We start from the raw sequence: 17,112 nt of genomic DNA, 5'->3' as shown, positions 1-17,112 counted from the left end.
GCATCCGGCGCGGAGCACTCGCACGTCACCGATCACCACCGCATGAACTCGGGCACGCGCTCGAGATCCAGCGACGACGCAGGAGCCTACATGACCCAGCACTTCGAGACTCGCCAGGTGCACGCCGGCGCCCAGGACGATCCCACGACCAACGCCGTCGTGACGCCGATCTATCAGACGACGTCATACGTCTTCAACAGCTCGGAGCATGCGGCGAACCTCTTCGCCCTCCGCGAGCTCGGGAACATCTACACGCGCATCACCAACCCGACCACGGCGGTGCTCGAGCAGCGCGTCGCCTCGCTTGAGGGCGGCACGGGCGCCCTCGCCCTCGCCTCCGGGCAGGCCTCCGAGACCTTCGCCGTGTTGAACATCGCTGGGGCGGGCGACCACATCGTCTCGTCGACCTCGATCTACGGCGGCACCTACAATCTCTTCAAGTACACGCTCGCGCGCCTCGGCATCGAGACGACGTTCATCGAAGACCAGAACAACCCGGACGCGTGGCGGGCCGCCGTCCGCCCCAACACGAAACTGTTCTTCGCCGAGACGATCGGCAACCCGGCCGTCAACATCCTCGACATCTCGGCGGTCGCGGACGTGGCGCACGAGGCGGGACTGCCGCTCATCGTCGACAACACGATCGCGACGCCCTACCTGATCCGTCCCCTCGAGCACGGCGCCGACATCGTGGTGCACTCGGCGACGAAGTACCTCGGTGGGCACGGCGCCGTCATCGGCGGCGTCATCGTCGACGGCGGCTCCTTCCCGTGGTCCGAGCACGTCGACCGCTTCCCCGGCCTCACCGAGCCCGACCCCAGCTACGACGGGCTCAGCTACACGGGCGCGCTCGGCAACGAGAACGCGTTCCACCTCAAGGCGCGCGTGCAACTTCTGCGCGACATCGGTGCGTCGATCGCGCCGGCCAGCGCGTGGCAGATCCTCCAGGGCATCGAGACCCTCAGCCTCCGCGTCGAGCGGCACGTCGACAACGCGCAGCGGGTCGCGGAGTGGCTCGAGGCTCACGAGAGCGTCTCAAGCGTCAACTACGCTGGCCTGCCGTCGAGCCCGTGGTATGACCTCGGCCAGAAGTATGCGCCGAAGGGTGCTGGCGCCATCCTCTCGTTCGAGCTCAAGGGCGGCATCGACGCCGGCCGGCGACTCGTGGAGTCGGTCGAGCTGTTCAAGCACCTGGTCAACATCGGTGACGTGCGCTCCCTCATCGTGCACCCGGCCTCGACGACCCACTCGCAGCTCACCCCGGAGCAGCTGCTGCAGTCAGGCATCACGCCCGGCCTGGTGCGCCTGTCGGTCGGCATCGAGCACGTCGACGACCTCATCGCCGACCTCGAGCAGGGCCTCGAGCGGGCGATCGCCCCCTCGGGCGACGACGAATAGCCGAGCGCCCGCTCGCGCTGCCGGCGCGCATCCGGATGCCCTGGTCGCCACCGCGCGACCGACGCACCGGATGCGCGCCGCTGCGTTTGCTCGCACGGTTCGACCCGCACGACGCGGTGCCGACACGCGATTCCCGCGCACGGGCGCGCGCCGCGTAGGCTCGTGGGGTTATGCGCTGGTCAGGACACGACGATTCGCCCGGGCACCAGAGCCCGATCGGGCCCGATGAGGTACGGGCGGCATCGCTGCGCCCTCCCGCCAGCGGCGCCTGGCGCGACGGCAACCCTCCCGGGCATCGGCGCTTCGCCTGGCTCGGCGAGTTCGAGGTCGAGCTCGGCGGGAGGGTGCCGCTGCTGCGGCTCGCGTACGAGCAGTGGGGCGAACCCAACGAGGATCGCTCGAATGTGATCCTGGTGTGCCATGCCCTCACGGGCGACTCGCACGTCGAGGGATCCGCCGGTCCGGGGCATCCGACGGCGGGCTGGTGGCCCGGTCTGATCGGGCCCGGTCTGCCCCTCGACACCGACCGCTATTGCGTCGTCGCGCCGAACATGTTCGGCGGATGCCAGGGCTCAACCGGCCCGTCCAGTCTCGACGCGAGCGGAACCGAGTACGGCTCGAAGTTCCCCGCCCTCACGATCCGGGATCAGGTGCGCGCGCAGGCCGCGCTCGCCGACGAGCTCGGGGTCGAACGGTTCGCAGCGATCATCGGCGGCTCGATGGGCGGCATGCACGTGCTCGAGTGGGGAATCATGTTGCCCGAGCGCGTCGCGAGGCTGATCGTCCTGAGCGCGCCCGCGCTCCTGGACGCGCAGACCATTGCCCAAAACACGTTGCAGAGTGACGCGATCCGGCTCGACCAGTTTTTCCACGGCGGCGACTACTACGACGAGCCGGCGGGTTTCGGGCCGCACCGCGGACTCGCCCTCGCTCGGCGGCTCGCGATGCTCGCCTACCGATCGACGCACGAGCTCAACGACCGATTCGGCCGGTCGTGGCAGTCCAATCTTGCCCCGGGCAGCGAGGGCGGCCGCTACTCCGTCGAGTCCTACCTCGACTTCCACGGCAACCGATTCACGCGTCGCTTTGACGCGAACAGCTACATCGTGCTCACGAACGCCATGAACTCCCACAACGTCGGCCGCGACCGCGGCGGCGTCGAGCGGGCGCTGGGCGAGATCGCGGCGCCGACACTCGTGATCGGCATCGACAGCGACCAGCTCTTCCCCCTCGAGGGGCAGCACCGCATCGCGGCGGGAGTGCGCAACAGCTTCACGGGAGACCGTGCGCTCGAGATCCACTCGCCCTACGGGCACGATGGGTTCCTGCTAGAACTCCACCACGTCGGTGACGCGATCCGGGCCATGCTCGGCCGCACGTAGGCGGCTTCGCGCGGAACGCCACACCCGCACGAGCTCCCAGACGGTGAGCGCGAACAGCGAGACGTACAGCAGGTTGCGGCACAGGAGCAGCCCGACGCCGAACGCGCTCGGCGACATCACGAGCGGGTAGTTCCACGGATAGATGAGCTGCGTGGCGGCGGCGATCGCGAGGGTGACGACCGCGCTCACGCGCGCCCGGCGGGGATCCCACGCGAGCCACGCGACGACGACCGCGATGACCCAGACGACGAACTGCGGCGAGCCGACCTTGTTGGTCAGGATGAGCACGAGCACGAGCGCGAGCGCGAGGGGCGGCACGATCCGTGTCATGGAGGCTCCGGCGCGACGCGCGAGCAGCCCGAGGGCACCGGTGACCGCGATCGCGAGCAGCATCACCGGCGTGGTCGCGGTCGCGAGCAGGTCCATGCCCGGTCCCGTGATCTGCACCGTGAGGATCTCGGTGTCGTATCCCGCGGCGAACCGCTGGTCACCCGCGGCGGCGAACACCATCGGGATCGTCGCGGCGATCGATTCGATCTGCAGCCCCCGCCCCGTCTGCTCCGTCACGAACGAGGTCACGGCCGGCCATCCGCCGGCGAGCGACGCCGCGGTCAGGATCGCGCCCGTCACGATCGCCCCGCCGCCGATCAGGAACAGCCGGTTGCCGCGGCCCGCGAGCGCGGCGAGAAAGATCGCGCCCGGCCAGATCTTCACCCACGCGCCGATGGCGAGGACCATGCCGGCAACCGCGGGTCGGTGGCGCAACAGCGCCATACCCGCGACGGCGATAGGCAGCGTGATCGCGTCGATCCGGCCCGTCGAGATCGGTCCGAGCGCAGCCGTGAGCGCCAGGAGCCACCACGCGGCTTCGCGACGGCGCGGAGTCCACGCCAGCCACGCGAGGAGCGGTGCCGTCACGGTCGCGACAACCACGAGCCAGCCGACGCCGAACACGACGCCGTCCGCGATGGAGGGATCGAACACCGGCGCGATCGCCGATGCGATACCGGCTGCGGCGAGCATCGGCGCGATCGCGAGGACCGGATAGACCCACTCGACGTCGATCGCGGGGATACGGCCGGCGAAGACGCCAGCGACCCACTCGTGGTACACGACAGTCACATCGCCGAACGGATTCGTCGGGGAGGTGATGTTGATGACGCCGAGCACGGCGTGCACGGCGAGGAAGCACGCCCACAGCGCGGGCACCTCGAGTCGGGCGAGCGGGTGCCGCGAACGGGGGGCGCGGCGCCCCGGAGGCCGTGGCCTCACTCTGCACCGATGTCGAGCATCGCCCCGATCACGGCGGGGACCGCGGCGGCCACCGACATCGCCGTGACGGGCGCACTGGAGCGTGGATCCGCTTCCGCGCCGATCACGAGCTCGGCGGCGGCCCCGGGCCGCACCGTGCGCAGCGACGCGAGCATGGCGGCGCGGCCATGCACCCACACGGCGGCTGCGGCGAGGTGCGCGAGGGGCGGGCGCTCATGCGGCGCCCGCTTCGCCGCAACCGCGAACAGCGCACCCATCGCGCCCGCGAGCACGTCGCCCGTGCCGGCGGTCGCGAGCACGCTCGTGGGCGCGCCAACACGCAAGCAGGTCGAACCGTCGGCCGCTGCGATCACCGTCGTGGCGCCCTTGAGCACGACCGTCGCTCCGGACTCGCGGGCCACGGCGACCGCCCACCTGACCGGGTCGGCGGCGACCCGCTCGCTCAGATCGGCCTCGTCGAGGTCGCCGAGGCCGCCGCCGAGCTCGAGCACGCGCGGTGCGAGCCTGGCGAGCTCCCGAGCGTGCGGCGTGATGACCGCGCTTTCGAGCGGAGGGCGATGGCTGCCCTGGCCGCCCCGACGCCCGACGATCCCGAGCGCTCCCGCGTCGAGCACGGCCGGTGTGCCGCCCGTGAGCGCATCGAGCACGAATCGCGCGCGCCCCTTCGCCGACGCTTCGAACAGGTCGCTCGTGCCGCTGCCCGCAACGACCGCGTCGACACGGCCCTCACCGAGCACGATCTCGGGCCGGTCGCGCAGAACCATCGCGCCCACGTCCTCCGGCCCCAGGTACCGGACCATGCCGGCACCCGATCGCGCCGCGGCCTCGGCACCCAGCCGGGCGGCGCCGGGGTACTCCGACGAGCCAGTGCACAGGCCGACGACCCCGCGGCGGTACTTGTCGTCGTCTCGACGTGGGGCGAACAGGCACCGCCGCACGTCGGCCGGCGTGATGGCGACCTGCTCGGGCGTCCCGCGCTCCTCGCGTCCGGCCGATGCGCTCGAGGTCATGGCGTCAATTCCATGTCTCGCGCACTGACGCGTCGCGGATCTCGCCGACCAGCTCCTCGATGATGTCCTCCAGGAAGAGCACGCCCGCCACCCTGCCACGGGCGTCGAAGACGGGGGCGACGTGCGCGTGCAGTGACCGCATGCCGCCAAGCGCGTCTTCCAGAGCGGTGCCGACGTAGAACGAGATCTGCGGGCGGATGCGCTCTGGCGGGATCGGTTGCTCGTAGGCATCGCCCTCGAGGTCGAGCACGTCCTTCAGGTGCACGTAGCCCTGCAGCGCTCCGTCGTCGCCCTCGATGAGGTACCGCGAGAACCCGTAGGCGGCGACGGCGCGCTGCAGGTCGGCCGGTGTCGCACCGGGCGGCAGCGTCCGGAGCTCCTCGACCGGCACCGCCACCTCGCCGACCCGTTTCGCCGTGAACTCGAATGCGTTCGTCAGTGTTCCGGTCACGTCTTTCAGCAGGCCCTCGCGCTTGGACTGCTCGACGATACCGGCAACTTGGTCGAAGGTGTACGCGCTCGTCGCCTCGGCCTTCGGCTCGACGCCGAACACGCGCAGCACGCTGTTCGCGATCGCGTTCATCAGCCAGATCACGGGCGCGAACACCCGTGACACGAACACGAGCGGCGGAGCGAGGATGAGGGCGGCCCGGTCGGGCACCGAGAACGAGATGTTCTTCGGCACCATCTCGCCGAGCACGACGTGCAGGTAGGTCACCACGATGAGGGCGATCACGAACGCGATGCCCGAAATCATCTCAGCCGAGAGTCCAGTGAGACCGAGCGGGATCTCGAGCAGGTGGTGGATCGCCGGCTCCGAGACGTTCAGGATGAGCAGCGAGCAGACCGTGATGCCGAGCTGGCTCGTCGCGAGCATGAGCGTCGCGTGTTCCATGGCGAACAGCGTGGTTTTGGCCGCGCGTTCGCCGCGCTCGGCACGCGGCTCGATCTGCGATCGGCGCGCCGAGATCACGGCGAACTCGGCGCCCACGAAGAAGGCGTTGCCGAGCAGCAGCACGACGAGCCAGACGATCCCGACCCAGTACTCTTCGAATCCGCCCGTCTCAGCCACGACCGTTCACCGCCTTCCCACCGCGCCGTGCAGCAGGCTCGCGGTCGCCGCCCGACCCGCCGGCAGCGCCTGCGGGCACCGCGGCGGCACGTTCGAAGCGCACGCGATCGATACGGCGCCCGTCCATCGCCTCCACCACCAGCACACCCTGCGGCACCTCGACGCGGTCGCCGACCACCGCGATACGGCCGAGCTCGGTGACGATGAACCCGGCAACGGTCTCGTACGGCCCGTCCTCGGGAACCGTGACGCCGAGCTGGTCGCGCAGCTCGTCGGGGCGCAGGATCGCGTCGAACCGCGCGATCCCGTTGCGACGGAACTCAGATGCCGTCGTCACGCGGGCGGGACGCGCCGCGTCGTGCTCGTCGTCGAGCTCGCCGACGATCTCTTCGACCAGGTCTTCGAGGGTCGCCACGCCGGCGGTGCCGCCGTACTCGTCGAGTACGACCGCCATCTGGAAGCCACCCCGCAACTCCCCGAGCAGGGCGTCGAGCGCGATCGTCTCGGGCACGAAGAGCGCGTCCTGCTTGATCGCCCCGACCGGAACACGGGCGCGGCGTTCCGGTGGGACCGCGACCGCGGCCTTGACGTGGGCGATGCCGACGACGTCATCAATGTCGCCGTCCTCGATTACGACGAAGCGCGAATGGCCGCTCGATGCGGCAAGCTCGATGAGCGCCTGCACGGTGTCGCCGACGTCGATCGCGCGCACCTGGGGACGCGGCGTCATGACGTCGGTCGCGAAGTGCTCCGAGAACCGGAGCGTGCGGCTGAGCAGCACCGCCTTGTCGCTCTCGAGGAGGCCAACGACCGCGCTCCGCCGCACGAGCGACGAGAGCTCCTCCGCCGTGCGTGCGCCCGAGAGCTCCTCCTTCGGCTCGATGCCGAACCGGCGGATCAGCCAGTTGGCGCTCCCGTTGAGGACGAGCACGGCGGGCTTGAACACGAGCGTGAAGACGTTCTGCAGTGGAACGACCACTTTTGCGCACGCCTTGGGAATGGCGAGGGCCCAGTTCTTGGGGATCAGCTCGCCGACGATCATCGAGAGGAACGTCGCGAGCACGATCGCGATGACGGCGCCGACGGCGCGCATCATCGATTCGGGAATGCCGACGGCGATGAGCGCATCGCTGAGGAGGGACGTGATGGCCGGCTCGAGGGTGTACCCCGTGAGGAGGGTCGTGAGAGTGATGCCGAGCTGGGCGCTCGACAGGTGCGTCGAGGTCTGCTTGAGGGCGTTGATGACGGGGGTGAGGCGCTTCTCCCCGCGATCGCGGTTGCGTTCCAGCTCGTTGCGGTCGAGATTGACGAGCGAGAACTCGGCACCGACAAAGACGCCGGTGCCGAACGTCAGCAGGATGCCGACGGCGAGGCCGAGCCATTCGTTCACGCGGCGGCGCCGGGCAGTTTCACTCGTGCGGCGGTTGCGGTGAGCGCAGCGACCAGGTTCGGATCAGGAGGAATCGAGCGGCGATGATGATGTTCGTCCATGATTGGGCGGAAGTATACGAGACCGACACGACACCACGCCGAGTGCGGCATGTCGCGGCGGACGCGTGGTCGCGTCGTACGGGCGACGCCGACGCGGGCCGGCTCACCACGAGACCGGCAGCGCCTTGCCCTCCTCGTAGCCGGCGGCCGACTGCACGCCGACACGCGCCCGCGCACGGAACTCGGCCAGGTCGCTCGCGCCCGCGTAGGTGCACGACGAACGCACGCCGGTCGTGATCATGTCGAGCAGGTCTTCCACGCTCGGGCGCAGCGGATCGATGAGGATGCGCGACGATGAGATCCCCTCCGCGAACAGCTCCTTCCTCGCGAGCTGATAGGGGTCGAGGTCGGCGAAACGATCGCGCACGGCCTTCGTCGAGGCCATGCCGAATGACGATTTGAACAGGCGCCCGTCGTCGTCGACCTCGACATCGCCAGGAGCCTCCGCGGTGCCCGCGAACCACGATCCGATCATGACGGCGGATGCCCCGGCCGCGAGCGCAAGCGCAACGTCGCGCGGGTACCGCACGCCGCCGTCGGCCCACACGGCCGCGCCCAGCTCGCGCGCCGCCTCGACCGTCTCGAGCACCGCCGAGAACTGGGGGCGCCCGACCGCGGTCATCATGCGTGTCGTGCACATGGCGCCGGGCCCCACCCCGACCTTGACGATGTCCGCGCCGGCCGACACGAGGTCGCGTGCACCATCGGCCATCACGACGTTCCCGGCGACGATCGGCACGCCGAGGTCGGCCTCGCGCACCCGCTCGATGGCCCGCAGCATCGCACCCTGGTGGCCGTGCGCGGTGTCGAGCACGAGCACGTCGGCGCCCGCCTCGACGAGCCCGCGCGCTCGTTCCTCAATGGCACCGGACACGCCGACGGCGCACGCGACGCGCAAGCGCCCGGCGGCGTCGAGCGCGGGCGGGTCGATGGTGGCGCGCATGGCCCCGTTGCGGCTGATCGTGCCGACGATGGAACCGCCCTCGGTGACCTGCGCGAACTCCGCGTCGAGCTCGACGAGACGATCGAACGCCGCTCGCGCGAGCGGCACGACGCGCGAGGCCGCGGTCTCGCCGGCGGCCGCCGCGCCGATCGCCTCGAGAAGGTCGTCGCCATCCACCGTGACCGGTGGGCGGATCCCGACGACGTCGCCGATCCGAGCGTCGGCCGGTACGCGAGCGAGTCTCGCCGCCTCCACGACGCCGACCGCCGCGCCTGCGTCGTCGCGGACCACGACCCCGGCGCCGCGTACGGGGACCACGCGCCGCAGCACCTGCGACGCCTCCTCGTCGACGCGCGCCTCGAACGGCGTGTCCCACACGACGTGCTGAGACTTCACCCAGGCGACACCCGCGAACGCCGCGTCTTCGTCGAGATCCTGCGGCAGCACCGCGAGCCCGCCACGACGCGACATCGCCGCAGCGAGGCGGGGACCGGAGACCGCGTTCATGTTGGCGGCCACGATCGGCATCGTCATTCCCGTACCGTCGTCGGTCGAGAGATCGACGCCGAGGCGGGAGCCGACGTCGGAGCGGCTCGGCACGAGGAAGACGTCAGAGTAGGTGAGGTCGTGCGCCGGGCGCGGGCCGATGAACTTCATGCGTCCAGCGTAGAAGGCGCGACGGGCACTGTTCACCGTCCGCGCCGCGCCGGTGCGCTTCAAACTGGGTCGGGTGAGTTTGCGAAGCGCAAGCGGACATCGATCGGGGCTAGGCTGTTCGACTGGATCAACGTGGGCAGCCGAAGACCAGACGGCCCCCGCTTTCCACGCGCACACGGAAGAGTTAAGGCGGCGATTCGACAGTGTCGAGCAACAACGGCGACCACACCACCGACTTCGGAGCGAACGACTGGCTCGTCGCCGAGATGTACGAGAAGTTCACGCAAGATCGTCACTCCGTCGACGAGGCGTGGTGGCCGACGCTCGAGAGGGTCGCCGACGAGCGCGGCGAGGCAGGCCCGAGCTCCCAGCCGGAGGCAACGTCAGCCCCCTCCGCCCCGACCGAGTCAGCGCCGACGCCGTCAGCGGAGCACGCGGCGCCCACGGACGAGGAGCCGTCGTCGAAGCCGGCTCCAGAAACGCCGGCGGCCACCAACGACGCCGCTGCGGAGCGTCCCTCGAAGCCGGCTTCGGCGAAGCAGTCGAAGACCACGGCGGCACCCGCGCAGCCAAAGCCGATTCCCGCGGACGCGCCGGCGGCATCCACCGCACCGAAGCCGAAGCGGGAAAACGAGGTCTCTCCGCTCAAGGGGCTCGCGAAGGCGCTGGCCAAGAACATGGATCTCTCGCTGCAGATCCCCACCGCGACGAGCTACCGCGAGATTCCCGCGAAGCTCATGATCGACAACCGCATCGTGATCAACAACCACCTCCGCCGCACTCGCGGCGGCAAGGTGTCGTACACCCACCTCATCGGCTGGGCCATCGTCAAGGCCCTCATCAAGTTCCCGAGCCAGAACGTGTACTACGACGAAATCGACGGCAAGCCCTCGATCGTCGTGCCCCAGCACATCAACCTCGGTATCGCGATCGACGTGCCGAAGCCCGACGGCACGCGCGCACTCGTGGTCCCCAGTATCAAGCAGGCCGAAACCCTCAACTTCCGCGAGTACCTGGTCGCTTACGAAGATCTCATCAAGCGCGGCCGTAACAATGAGCTGACCGGTGGCGACTACGCGGGCACGACCATCTCGCTCACCAACCCGGGCGGCATCGGAACGCTCATGTCGGTGCCCCGTCTCATGAAGGGCCAGGGCGCGATCATCGGCGCCGGGGCCCTCGAATACCCGGCGGCCTACCAGGGAATGTCGCAAGAGGCGCTCAACGACCTGGCCGTCTCGAAGAAGATCACGCTCTCGTCGACCTACGACCACCGAGTCATCCAGGGTGCCGGCTCGGGCGAGTTCCTGAAGATCGTGCACGAGCACCTCACGGGCGGGCACAACTTCTATCAGGAGATCTTCGCGGCCCTCCGCATTCCGTACAAGCCGGTCATCTGGACGCAAGACGAGCACGTCGACCTCGCCGCGGCGCTCAACAAGACGGCGCGCGTGCACCAGCTCATCAACATGTATCGCGTACGCGGGCACATGATGGCCGACATCGATCCGCTCGAGTATGTGCAGCGCACACATCCCGACCTCGAGATCGAGACCCATGGGCTCACGTTCTGGGATCTCGAGCGCACGTTCGTGACGGCGGGCTTCGGCGGCAAGGATCAGCGCCAGATGAAGCTGCGCGAGATCCTGGGCATCCTCCGCGACACGTACTGCCGCACCATCGGCATCGAGTACATGCACATCCAGGACCCGGAACAGCGCGAGTGGTTCCAGGACCAGCTGGAGCACCCGTACCAGAAGCCGACGCACGAAGAGCAGGTGCGCATCCTCAACAAGCTCAACGAGGCCGAGGCGTTCGAGACCTTCCTGCAGACCAAGTACGTCGGCCAGAAGCGCTTCTCGCTCGAGGGCTCCGAGTCGGTCATCGCCCTCCTCGACACCATCATCCAGGGTGCGGCGGAAGAGGGCCTCGACGAGGTCGCGATCGGCATGGCCCACCGCGGCCGCCTCAACGTGCTCACGAACATCGCCGGCAAGACGTACGGCCAGATCTTCCGCGAGTTCGAGGGCGTCGCCCCGCGCTCCGGCCGCACCGGCTCCGGCGACGTCAAGTACCACCTCGGCATCACGGGCGAGTTCACGGCCGGCTCCGGCGCCACGATCCCCGTCTACCTGGCGGCGAACCCCTCGCACCTCGAGGCCGTCGACGGCGTGCTCGAGGGCATCGTGCGCGCCAAGCTCGACCGCACCGACGATGGTCGGGATGCCGTGCTGCCGATCCTGGTACACGGTGACGCGGCCATGGCAGGGCAGGGCGTCGTCTTCGAGACCTTCCAGATGTCCCAGCTCCGCGCCTACCGCACGGGCGGCACGATTCACGTCAACATCAACAATCAGGTCGGATTCACGACCACCCCGCGCGACGCCCGGACCTCGATGTACGCGACCGACGCCGCCAAGGCGATCCAGGCGCCGATCTTCCACGTGAACGGTGACGACCCCGAGGCGGTCGCGCACATCGCGGAACTCGCCTTCGCCTACCGACAGCGCTTCAAGCGCGACGTGGTCGTCGACCTCATCTCCTACCGCCGCCGCGGTCACAACGAGGGCGACGACCCGTCGATGACGCAGCCGCTCATGTACAACCTCATTGAGGCCAAGCGCTCGGTCCGCAAGCTCTACGCCGAGGCGCTTGTCGGCCGCGGCGACATCACGCAGGAGGAGTACGAGCGCGCGCAGCAGGACTTCCAGGAGCGCCTCGAGCGCGCGTTCGCCGAGACGCACCAGGCGCAAACCGAGTCGACGCCGATTTCGGCAAGCGAGCTGAAGGCAGTCGGATCCGGCGAGGACGAGTCGAAGCTGCAGCCGGAGACCGCCGTCTCGGCCGACGTGCTGCGGACGATCGGCGAGGCGCATGCGTCGCCGCCGGACGGATTCACCGTCCACACCAAGCTCAAGTCGGTGCTGTCGAAGCGCGCGAAGATGAGCGCCGAGGGCGACGTCGACTGGGCGTACGCCGAATTGCTCGCGATCGGTTCGCTGCTCCTCGACGGCACGCCCGTGCGCATGACGGGCCAGGACTCGCGCCGAGGCACGTTCACGCAGCGCCACGCGGTCTTCCACGATCGCGTCAACGGGCAGAACTGGATCCCGCTCCAGAACCTCGCCGACGACCAGGCCCGTCTCTCCATCTACGACTCGTTGCTCAGCGAGTTCGCGGTGCTGGGCTTCGAATACGGTTACTCGGTCGAGCGACCCGATTCGCTCGTGCTGTGGGAGGCGCAGTTCGGCGACTTCGCCAACGGCGCGCAGACGATCATCGACGAGTTCATCTCGTCGTCGGAGCAGAAGTGGAACCAGCGTTCGAGCGTCGTGCTGCTGCTTCCGCACGGCTACGAAGGGCAGGGCCCCGACCACTCGTCGGCCCGCATCGAGCGCTTCCTCACTCTCGCGGCGGAAGACAACATGATCATCTCCCAGCCATCGACACCGGCCTCGTACTTCCACCTGCTGCGCAATCAGGCCTACGCTCGCCCGCGCAAACCGCTCGTGGTGTTCACGCCCAAGTCGATGCTCCGGCTGCGGAGCGCCGTCTCGCCGCTCGACGATTTCACCTCGATCGGATTCCGCCCCGTGATCGACGACGCTCGCTCGCTCGACCATGACGCGGTGCGAAAGGTCATCATTCATTCGGGCAAGCTGCACTACGAGCTCCGTGCCGAGCTGGAGAAGCGTCAGGACACCTCGACGGCGCTCGTCCGCCTCGAGCGGTACTACCCTCTGCCGCACGAAGAACTCAACGAGGTGATCGCGACCTACCCGAACGCCGATATCGTGTGGGCGCAGGACGAGCCCGAGAACCAGGGCGCTTGGCCGTTCATCCGCATGAACTTCGCCCCTCGTCTCGAGGGCCGCACGATCTCGTGCGTCGCCCGCCCCGAGTCGTCGGCGCCTTCTGTTGGCAACATGAAGGCGCACACGCGCCAGCAGCAGGAACTCCTCGAGAAGATCCTCGGCTAGGTGCCGACCGCTGCGTGGTGACGGTCCGCGCCTTCCGGCCGGTCCGGGCCCGCGCGGGCGACCGGATGCGGGCGGGATGCGGCGGGCGCGCGGAACGCCGCGGCCGCGCGGAACGCCGCGGCCGCGTCAGGGCGCCGGCGTCGTGGGCGCGTGGCGGTCGGGCGACGCCGCGAGCGCCGCAAGCACCTGCAGGCGGAGCGTTTCTGGAGCGCGCTCCCGGCACGCTCGCTGGACTGACTCGATGAGCGCCGAGTTCACGCGCAGCTCCTCGCGGCAGCTCGGGCAATTCGCCAGGTGCTCGCGCACGGTCGCCTCGTCTTCGGCGCAGAGCTCGTGGTGAAGGTATTCGCCGAGCTCTTCGATAGCTTTCTCACAGCCACAGTCGCTCATCGCTTCCCTCCGTGTTCGTGGTCGGTCGTGGTGCCTGCGCGGGCGTCGGCGGGCGCCGAGGATGCCGAACCGGCCGCATCCGACTCATCACGCAGCATGCCCTGGCTGCGCGCGTAGTCGGTCAGCCGCTCGCGCAGCATCCGCCGCCCTCGGTGGAGCCGGCTCATGACCGTGCCGACCGGGGTGGCCATGATGTCGGCGATCTCCTTGTAGGGAAATCCCTCGACGTCTGCGAGAAACACCGCGAGACGGAAGTGCTCCGGAAGCTCCTGGAGGGCCGTCTTGACGCTCGAGTCGGGCATTCGGTCGATCGCCTCGGCCTCGGCCGATCGGTTCACGCGCGAATGCGAGGTGGTCGACTCGGCGCCCCCCAACTGCCAGTCCTCGAGCTCCTCGAGCGGGTTCTGGTAGGGCTGTCGCTGTCGCTTGCGATAGTCGTTGATGTAGAGGTTGGTGAGGATGCGGTACAACCACGCCTTGAGGTTGGTGCCTTGCTCGAAGCGCTCAAACGCCGCATAGGCACGCACGAACGTCTCTTGCACGAGATCTTCGGCGTCGGAGGGGTTGCGCGTCATGCGCATCGCGGCGGCGTAGAGCTGGTCGAGGAAGGGCAGCGCCTCGGCCTGGAACCGCTCGTGGAGGTCCGTGGCGGTGGGCGGCGTGTCGGACGCTGGATGCTCGGTCATCGCGACCGAGTCTAGGCGGACGGCGCCTGCGGAGAAGGCGGGGAACCCGCGCCGAGCGGCCGAATCCGCGAACGGATCGGTCGCGGCGGGTACCGACGCGACCGCCTTATCGGCCCTCGTCAACGTGGCAACACACATGCTCGCTCCTCTCGCGCCCCGTTCCCGTGGCGCCGCGCGCCGGATCGGCGCCGTCGGCGGCGCGGGGGCGCCCGCTACTCTGTCAACCGATGGAGATCTTTCGGTATTCCGGCCCCGACGTCGACCCGACGAGCTCCGACGACGAGTCGGAGCCCCTGCAGCATGACGACGGTCCGTGGCCCGCCCCCGTGGCCGACGGTCCCATTGACGCGCGCGTGCAGATTCCGGGCTCGAAGAGCCTCACCAATCGCGAGCTCGTGCTGTCGGCCCTCGCCTCCGCCCCATCGACCCTGCGCGGGCCGCTCGCGGCACGCGACACCGAGCTCATGACCACGGCGCTCGGGCAGCTCGGGACGGGAGTCGAGCGCCTCGAGGGGACGGGGCGTTTCGGCGACGACCTTCGCATCACGCCGAGGCGCAGGCTCGAAGGGGGCGTGTCGATCGACTGCGGGCTCGCCGGCACCGTCATGCGCTTCATGCCTCCCGTCGCGGCGCTGGCGCTGGGCCCCGTCGCGTTCGACGGCGACGACGCGGCGCGTCGTCGTCCCATGCGCACGACGATCGAGGCGCTCGTCGCGCTCGGGGTCGAGGTTCGCGATGACCACCGAGGGCGGCTGCCGTTCTCGCTGTACGGCACGGGCTCGGTGCGTGGTGGCAAGCTCACGATCGACGCGTCGGCGTCGAGCCAGTTCGTGAGCGGCCTCTTGCTCGCCGCCCCGCGGTTCCGGAGCGGGCTCACGCTCAGGCACACGGGCGAACAACTGCCGAGCGTGCCGCACATCGACATGACCATTGAGACGCTTCGCGGCCGCGGCGTCGACGTCGAGCGCGTCGACGAGCGCACCTGGCGCGTGCCCAGCTCGCCGATCGCCGGGGCCGAGGTGACGATCGAACCCGACCTGTCGAACGCCGAGCCGTTCCTCATCGGTGCAATCGTCGCCGGCGGCACGGTCCGCATCGATGACTGGCCCGACCGCACGACGCAGGTCGGCGCGCAGCTCGCCGAGATCCTGCCGCAGTTCGGGGCCCGCGTTTCGGTCGGCGACGGTGCCCTCGTGCTGCACAAGGAACGCGGCATCGCGCAGGGGAGCCGCGTCGACGGCGTCGACCTCGACCTCGGCGAGGCCGGTGAGCTGGCGCCCAACCTCGCGGCGCTCTGCGCCCTGTGCTCGACCCCGAGCCGTCTGCGCGGCATCGGCCATCTGCGAGGCCACGAGACCGATCGGCTCGCCGCGCTCGCGACCGAGCTGACGAAGATCGGTGCCGACGTCACGGAGCACGACGACGGCCTCGACATCGCGCCCGGACCGCTCCGTGGCGCCGAGTGGAGCGCCTACGGCGACCACCGCATGGCCACGAGCGGCACGATCATCGGACTCGCCATCGAGGGCGTCTCGATCGACGACATCGGCTCGACGGCCAAGACCCTGCCCGAGTTCCCGCAGCTCTGGCGAGACCTCATCGCGTCGGCCGGCGGCGACGGCGACGACGTCCGCCTGGCGGCCTTCGATGTGTAGCGGTCGCCCGACTCCCCCGGCCGCGACATGACCGCCGGCCGTGCCGACGCCTTCGAGCAATACGGCGACTGGGACGAGGACGACGTCCGTGTTCGACCCAACCCCAAGTCGAACCGCCCCAGATCGAAGCAGCGGCCGGAGCACGCCGACGCGATCCCGGGACTCGTCGTCACCGTCGACCGCGGGCGCGCGACCGTGCTCGTCGCCGACGACGGGCGTCCCGTGTCGGTCGACACCGTGCCCGGCCTCGCCGCCGATCGCGCGGGCACGCGCGACGGCGCCGGGGCGGCGTCCGAGCGCGTTCGAGCGGTCACGGCTGCCCGCGCCCGCGAGCTCGGTCGCCAGCGGATCGTGACGGGCGACGTCGTCGATCTCGTGGGCGACGTCACGGGCGCGCCCGGCACGCTCGCACGCATCGTGCGCATCCACAACCGGAAGACCCTGCTTCGTCGCAGCGCCGACGACACCGATCAGATCGAGCGCGTCATCGTCGCGAACGCCGACCGGCTCTGCATCGTCGCCGCGACCGTGGACCCGGAGCCCCGGCCTCGGCTCATCGACCGCTGCATCGTCGCCGCCCTCGACGCCGGAATCGAACCGATGCTGCTGCTGACGAAGACCGACCTGAAGGCGGCCAATGAGCTGCGGGCCCTCGTCGAGCCGCTCGGCGTGCCGATCTTCGAATCGCAGCGAGCCGCGGCCCCCGTCGACGAACTCAGAAGCGCCATCGCGGGAACCACGACGGTGCTCGTAGGCCACTCGGGCGTGGGAAAGTCGACCATCGTCAATCTGCTCGTGCCGAACGCCGAGCGCGAGGTCGGCCGCGTGAACGATGTCACTGGCCGGGGGCGGCACACCTCGTCGTCGTCGGTGGCCCTGCCCGTCGTTGACGCCCGAGGCCGCGGCGGGTGGATTATCGACACCCCCGGGGTGCGCTCGTTCGGACTCGGACACGTCTCGCACGACAGCGTGCTTCGGGGATTCTCCGACCTTGCGGCGATCGCCGACGACTGCCCCCGCGGATGCACCCACCGCGTCGACGCGCCCGACTGCGAGCTCGACGAGGCGGTGCGCGACGGAAGACTGGATGCTCGCGGGGCCGATCGCCTCGAATCGCTGCGCCGCTTGTTCGTGTCGCTCGAGACCGCCGAGGACGAGTGGCGGAGCTGACCGGCA

At 69.7% G+C, this 17,112-nt stretch carries 12 protein-coding genes; 5 read left to right on the top strand and 7 right to left on the bottom strand.

All coding sequences use genetic code 11. The features are described 5' to 3' along the window. The first annotated feature begins 90 nt into the window (after positions 1 to 90). Entirely contained in the window at positions 91 to 1,398 is a 1,308-nt protein-coding gene (locus F8O04_RS06455) for a bifunctional o-acetylhomoserine/o-acetylserine sulfhydrylase (protein ID WP_229741668.1), read from the top strand. 170 nt (positions 1,399 to 1,568) lie between these two features. Continuing rightward, positions 1,569 to 2,780 carry a homoserine O-acetyltransferase MetX gene (metX, locus tag F8O04_RS06450; protein ID WP_158028450.1) on the top strand — a complete coding sequence of 404 codons (1,212 nt, stop codon included), beginning with the start codon at positions 1,569 to 1,571 and terminating at the stop codon, positions 2,778 to 2,780. Here the strand turns inward: metX and F8O04_RS06445 are convergent. The 5 genes from F8O04_RS06445 to guaB1 form a co-directional block, all read right to left on the bottom strand. Further along, entirely contained in the window at positions 2,727 to 4,052 is a 1,326-nt protein-coding gene (locus tag F8O04_RS06445) for a glycosyltransferase 87 family protein (protein ID WP_158028449.1), read from the bottom strand. The two genes, metX and F8O04_RS06445, sit on opposite strands and share 54 nt — an antisense overlap. Beyond that, a complete protein-coding gene (locus F8O04_RS06440; RefSeq protein WP_158028448.1) occupies positions 4,049 to 5,062 on the bottom strand; it encodes an ADP-dependent NAD(P)H-hydrate dehydratase in 1,014 nt (337 codons plus the stop codon). The genes F8O04_RS06445 and F8O04_RS06440 overlap by 4 nt, the downstream gene beginning before the upstream one ends. 4 nt (positions 5,063 to 5,066) lie before the next feature. Then, positions 5,067 to 6,134, bottom strand: a complete 1,068-nt coding sequence (locus F8O04_RS06435; protein WP_158028447.1) for a hemolysin family protein — start codon at positions 6,132 to 6,134, stop codon at positions 5,067 to 5,069. Further along, positions 6,127 to 7,524: a hemolysin family protein gene (locus F8O04_RS06430; RefSeq protein WP_158028446.1), complete on the bottom strand. Its 1,398-nt coding sequence runs from the start codon at positions 7,522 to 7,524 to the stop codon at positions 6,127 to 6,129. The genes F8O04_RS06435 and F8O04_RS06430 overlap by 8 nt, the downstream gene beginning before the upstream one ends. A 204-nt stretch (positions 7,525 to 7,728) precedes the next feature. After that, positions 7,729 to 9,225: a GMP reductase gene (guaB1, locus tag F8O04_RS06425; RefSeq protein WP_158028445.1), complete on the bottom strand. Its 1,497-nt coding sequence runs from the start codon at positions 9,223 to 9,225 to the stop codon at positions 7,729 to 7,731. A 203-nt stretch (positions 9,226 to 9,428) separates the two neighbouring features. On the opposite strand from guaB1, the gene F8O04_RS06420 reads away from it, so the two are divergent. Further along, complete coding sequence (locus F8O04_RS06420; RefSeq protein ID WP_158028444.1) at positions 9,429 to 13,205, top strand: multifunctional oxoglutarate decarboxylase/oxoglutarate dehydrogenase thiamine pyrophosphate-binding subunit/dihydrolipoyllysine-residue succinyltransferase subunit; 3,777 nt, start codon at positions 9,429 to 9,431, stop codon at positions 13,203 to 13,205. A gap of 126 nt (positions 13,206 to 13,331) precedes the next feature. Here F8O04_RS06420 and F8O04_RS06415 read toward each other — a convergent pair whose 3' ends face one another. Both F8O04_RS06415 and F8O04_RS06410 read right to left on the bottom strand, forming a co-directional pair. Continuing rightward, positions 13,332 to 13,595, bottom strand: a complete 264-nt coding sequence (locus tag F8O04_RS06415; protein WP_158028443.1) for an anti-sigma factor family protein — start codon at positions 13,593 to 13,595, stop codon at positions 13,332 to 13,334. Beyond that, complete coding sequence (locus F8O04_RS06410) at positions 13,592 to 14,281, bottom strand: sigma-70 family RNA polymerase sigma factor (RefSeq protein ID WP_158028442.1); 690 nt, start codon at positions 14,279 to 14,281, stop codon at positions 13,592 to 13,594. The genes F8O04_RS06415 and F8O04_RS06410 overlap by 4 nt, the downstream gene beginning before the upstream one ends. 227 nt (positions 14,282 to 14,508) lie before the next feature. Here F8O04_RS06410 and aroA point away from each other — a divergent pair, with 227 nt between their 5' ends. Next, positions 14,509 to 15,936, top strand: a complete 1,428-nt coding sequence (gene aroA / locus F8O04_RS06405) for a 3-phosphoshikimate 1-carboxyvinyltransferase (protein ID WP_158028441.1) — start codon at positions 14,509 to 14,511, stop codon at positions 15,934 to 15,936. Positions 15,937 to 15,963: 27 nt separating this feature from the next. After that, positions 15,964 to 17,106, top strand: coding sequence for a ribosome small subunit-dependent GTPase A (rsgA, locus tag F8O04_RS06400; RefSeq protein ID WP_158028440.1), 1,143 nt, complete (start codon positions 15,964 to 15,966; stop codon positions 17,104 to 17,106). The last annotated feature ends 6 nt before the right edge of the window (positions 17,107 to 17,112 follow it).

Origin of the sequence: Pseudoclavibacter endophyticus, assembly GCF_008831085.1 — a bacterium.
GTDB lineage: Bacteria > Actinomycetota > Actinomycetes > Actinomycetales > Microbacteriaceae > Pseudoclavibacter > Pseudoclavibacter endophyticus.
Note: the sequence above shows the minus strand (reverse complement) of the source record. Positions and strands in the feature narration are given on the sequence as shown.

Excerpts from the sequence above, each read along its gene's own strand:
- F8O04_RS06455 (WP_229741668.1), top strand. The coding sequence starts at position 91 with ATGACCCAGCACTTCGAGACTCGCCAGGTGCACGCCGGCGCCCAGGAC.
- metX (WP_158028450.1), top strand. The coding sequence starts at position 1,569 with ATGCGCTGGTCAGGACACGACGATTCGCCCGGGCACCAGAGCCCGATC.
- F8O04_RS06440 (WP_158028448.1), bottom strand. The coding sequence starts at position 5,062 with ATGACCTCGAGCGCATCGGCCGGACGCGAGGAGCGCGGGACGCCCGAG.
- guaB1 (WP_158028445.1), bottom strand. The coding sequence starts at position 9,225 with ATGAAGTTCATCGGCCCGCGCCCGGCGCACGACCTCACCTACTCTGAC.
- F8O04_RS06415 (WP_158028443.1), bottom strand. The coding sequence starts at position 13,595 with ATGAGCGACTGTGGCTGTGAGAAAGCTATCGAAGAGCTCGGCGAATAC.
- F8O04_RS06410 (WP_158028442.1), bottom strand. The coding sequence starts at position 14,281 with ATGACCGAGCATCCAGCGTCCGACACGCCGCCCACCGCCACGGACCTC.
- aroA (WP_158028441.1), top strand. The coding sequence starts at position 14,509 with ATGGAGATCTTTCGGTATTCCGGCCCCGACGTCGACCCGACGAGCTCC.
- rsgA (WP_158028440.1), top strand. The coding sequence starts at position 15,964 with ATGACCGCCGGCCGTGCCGACGCCTTCGAGCAATACGGCGACTGGGAC.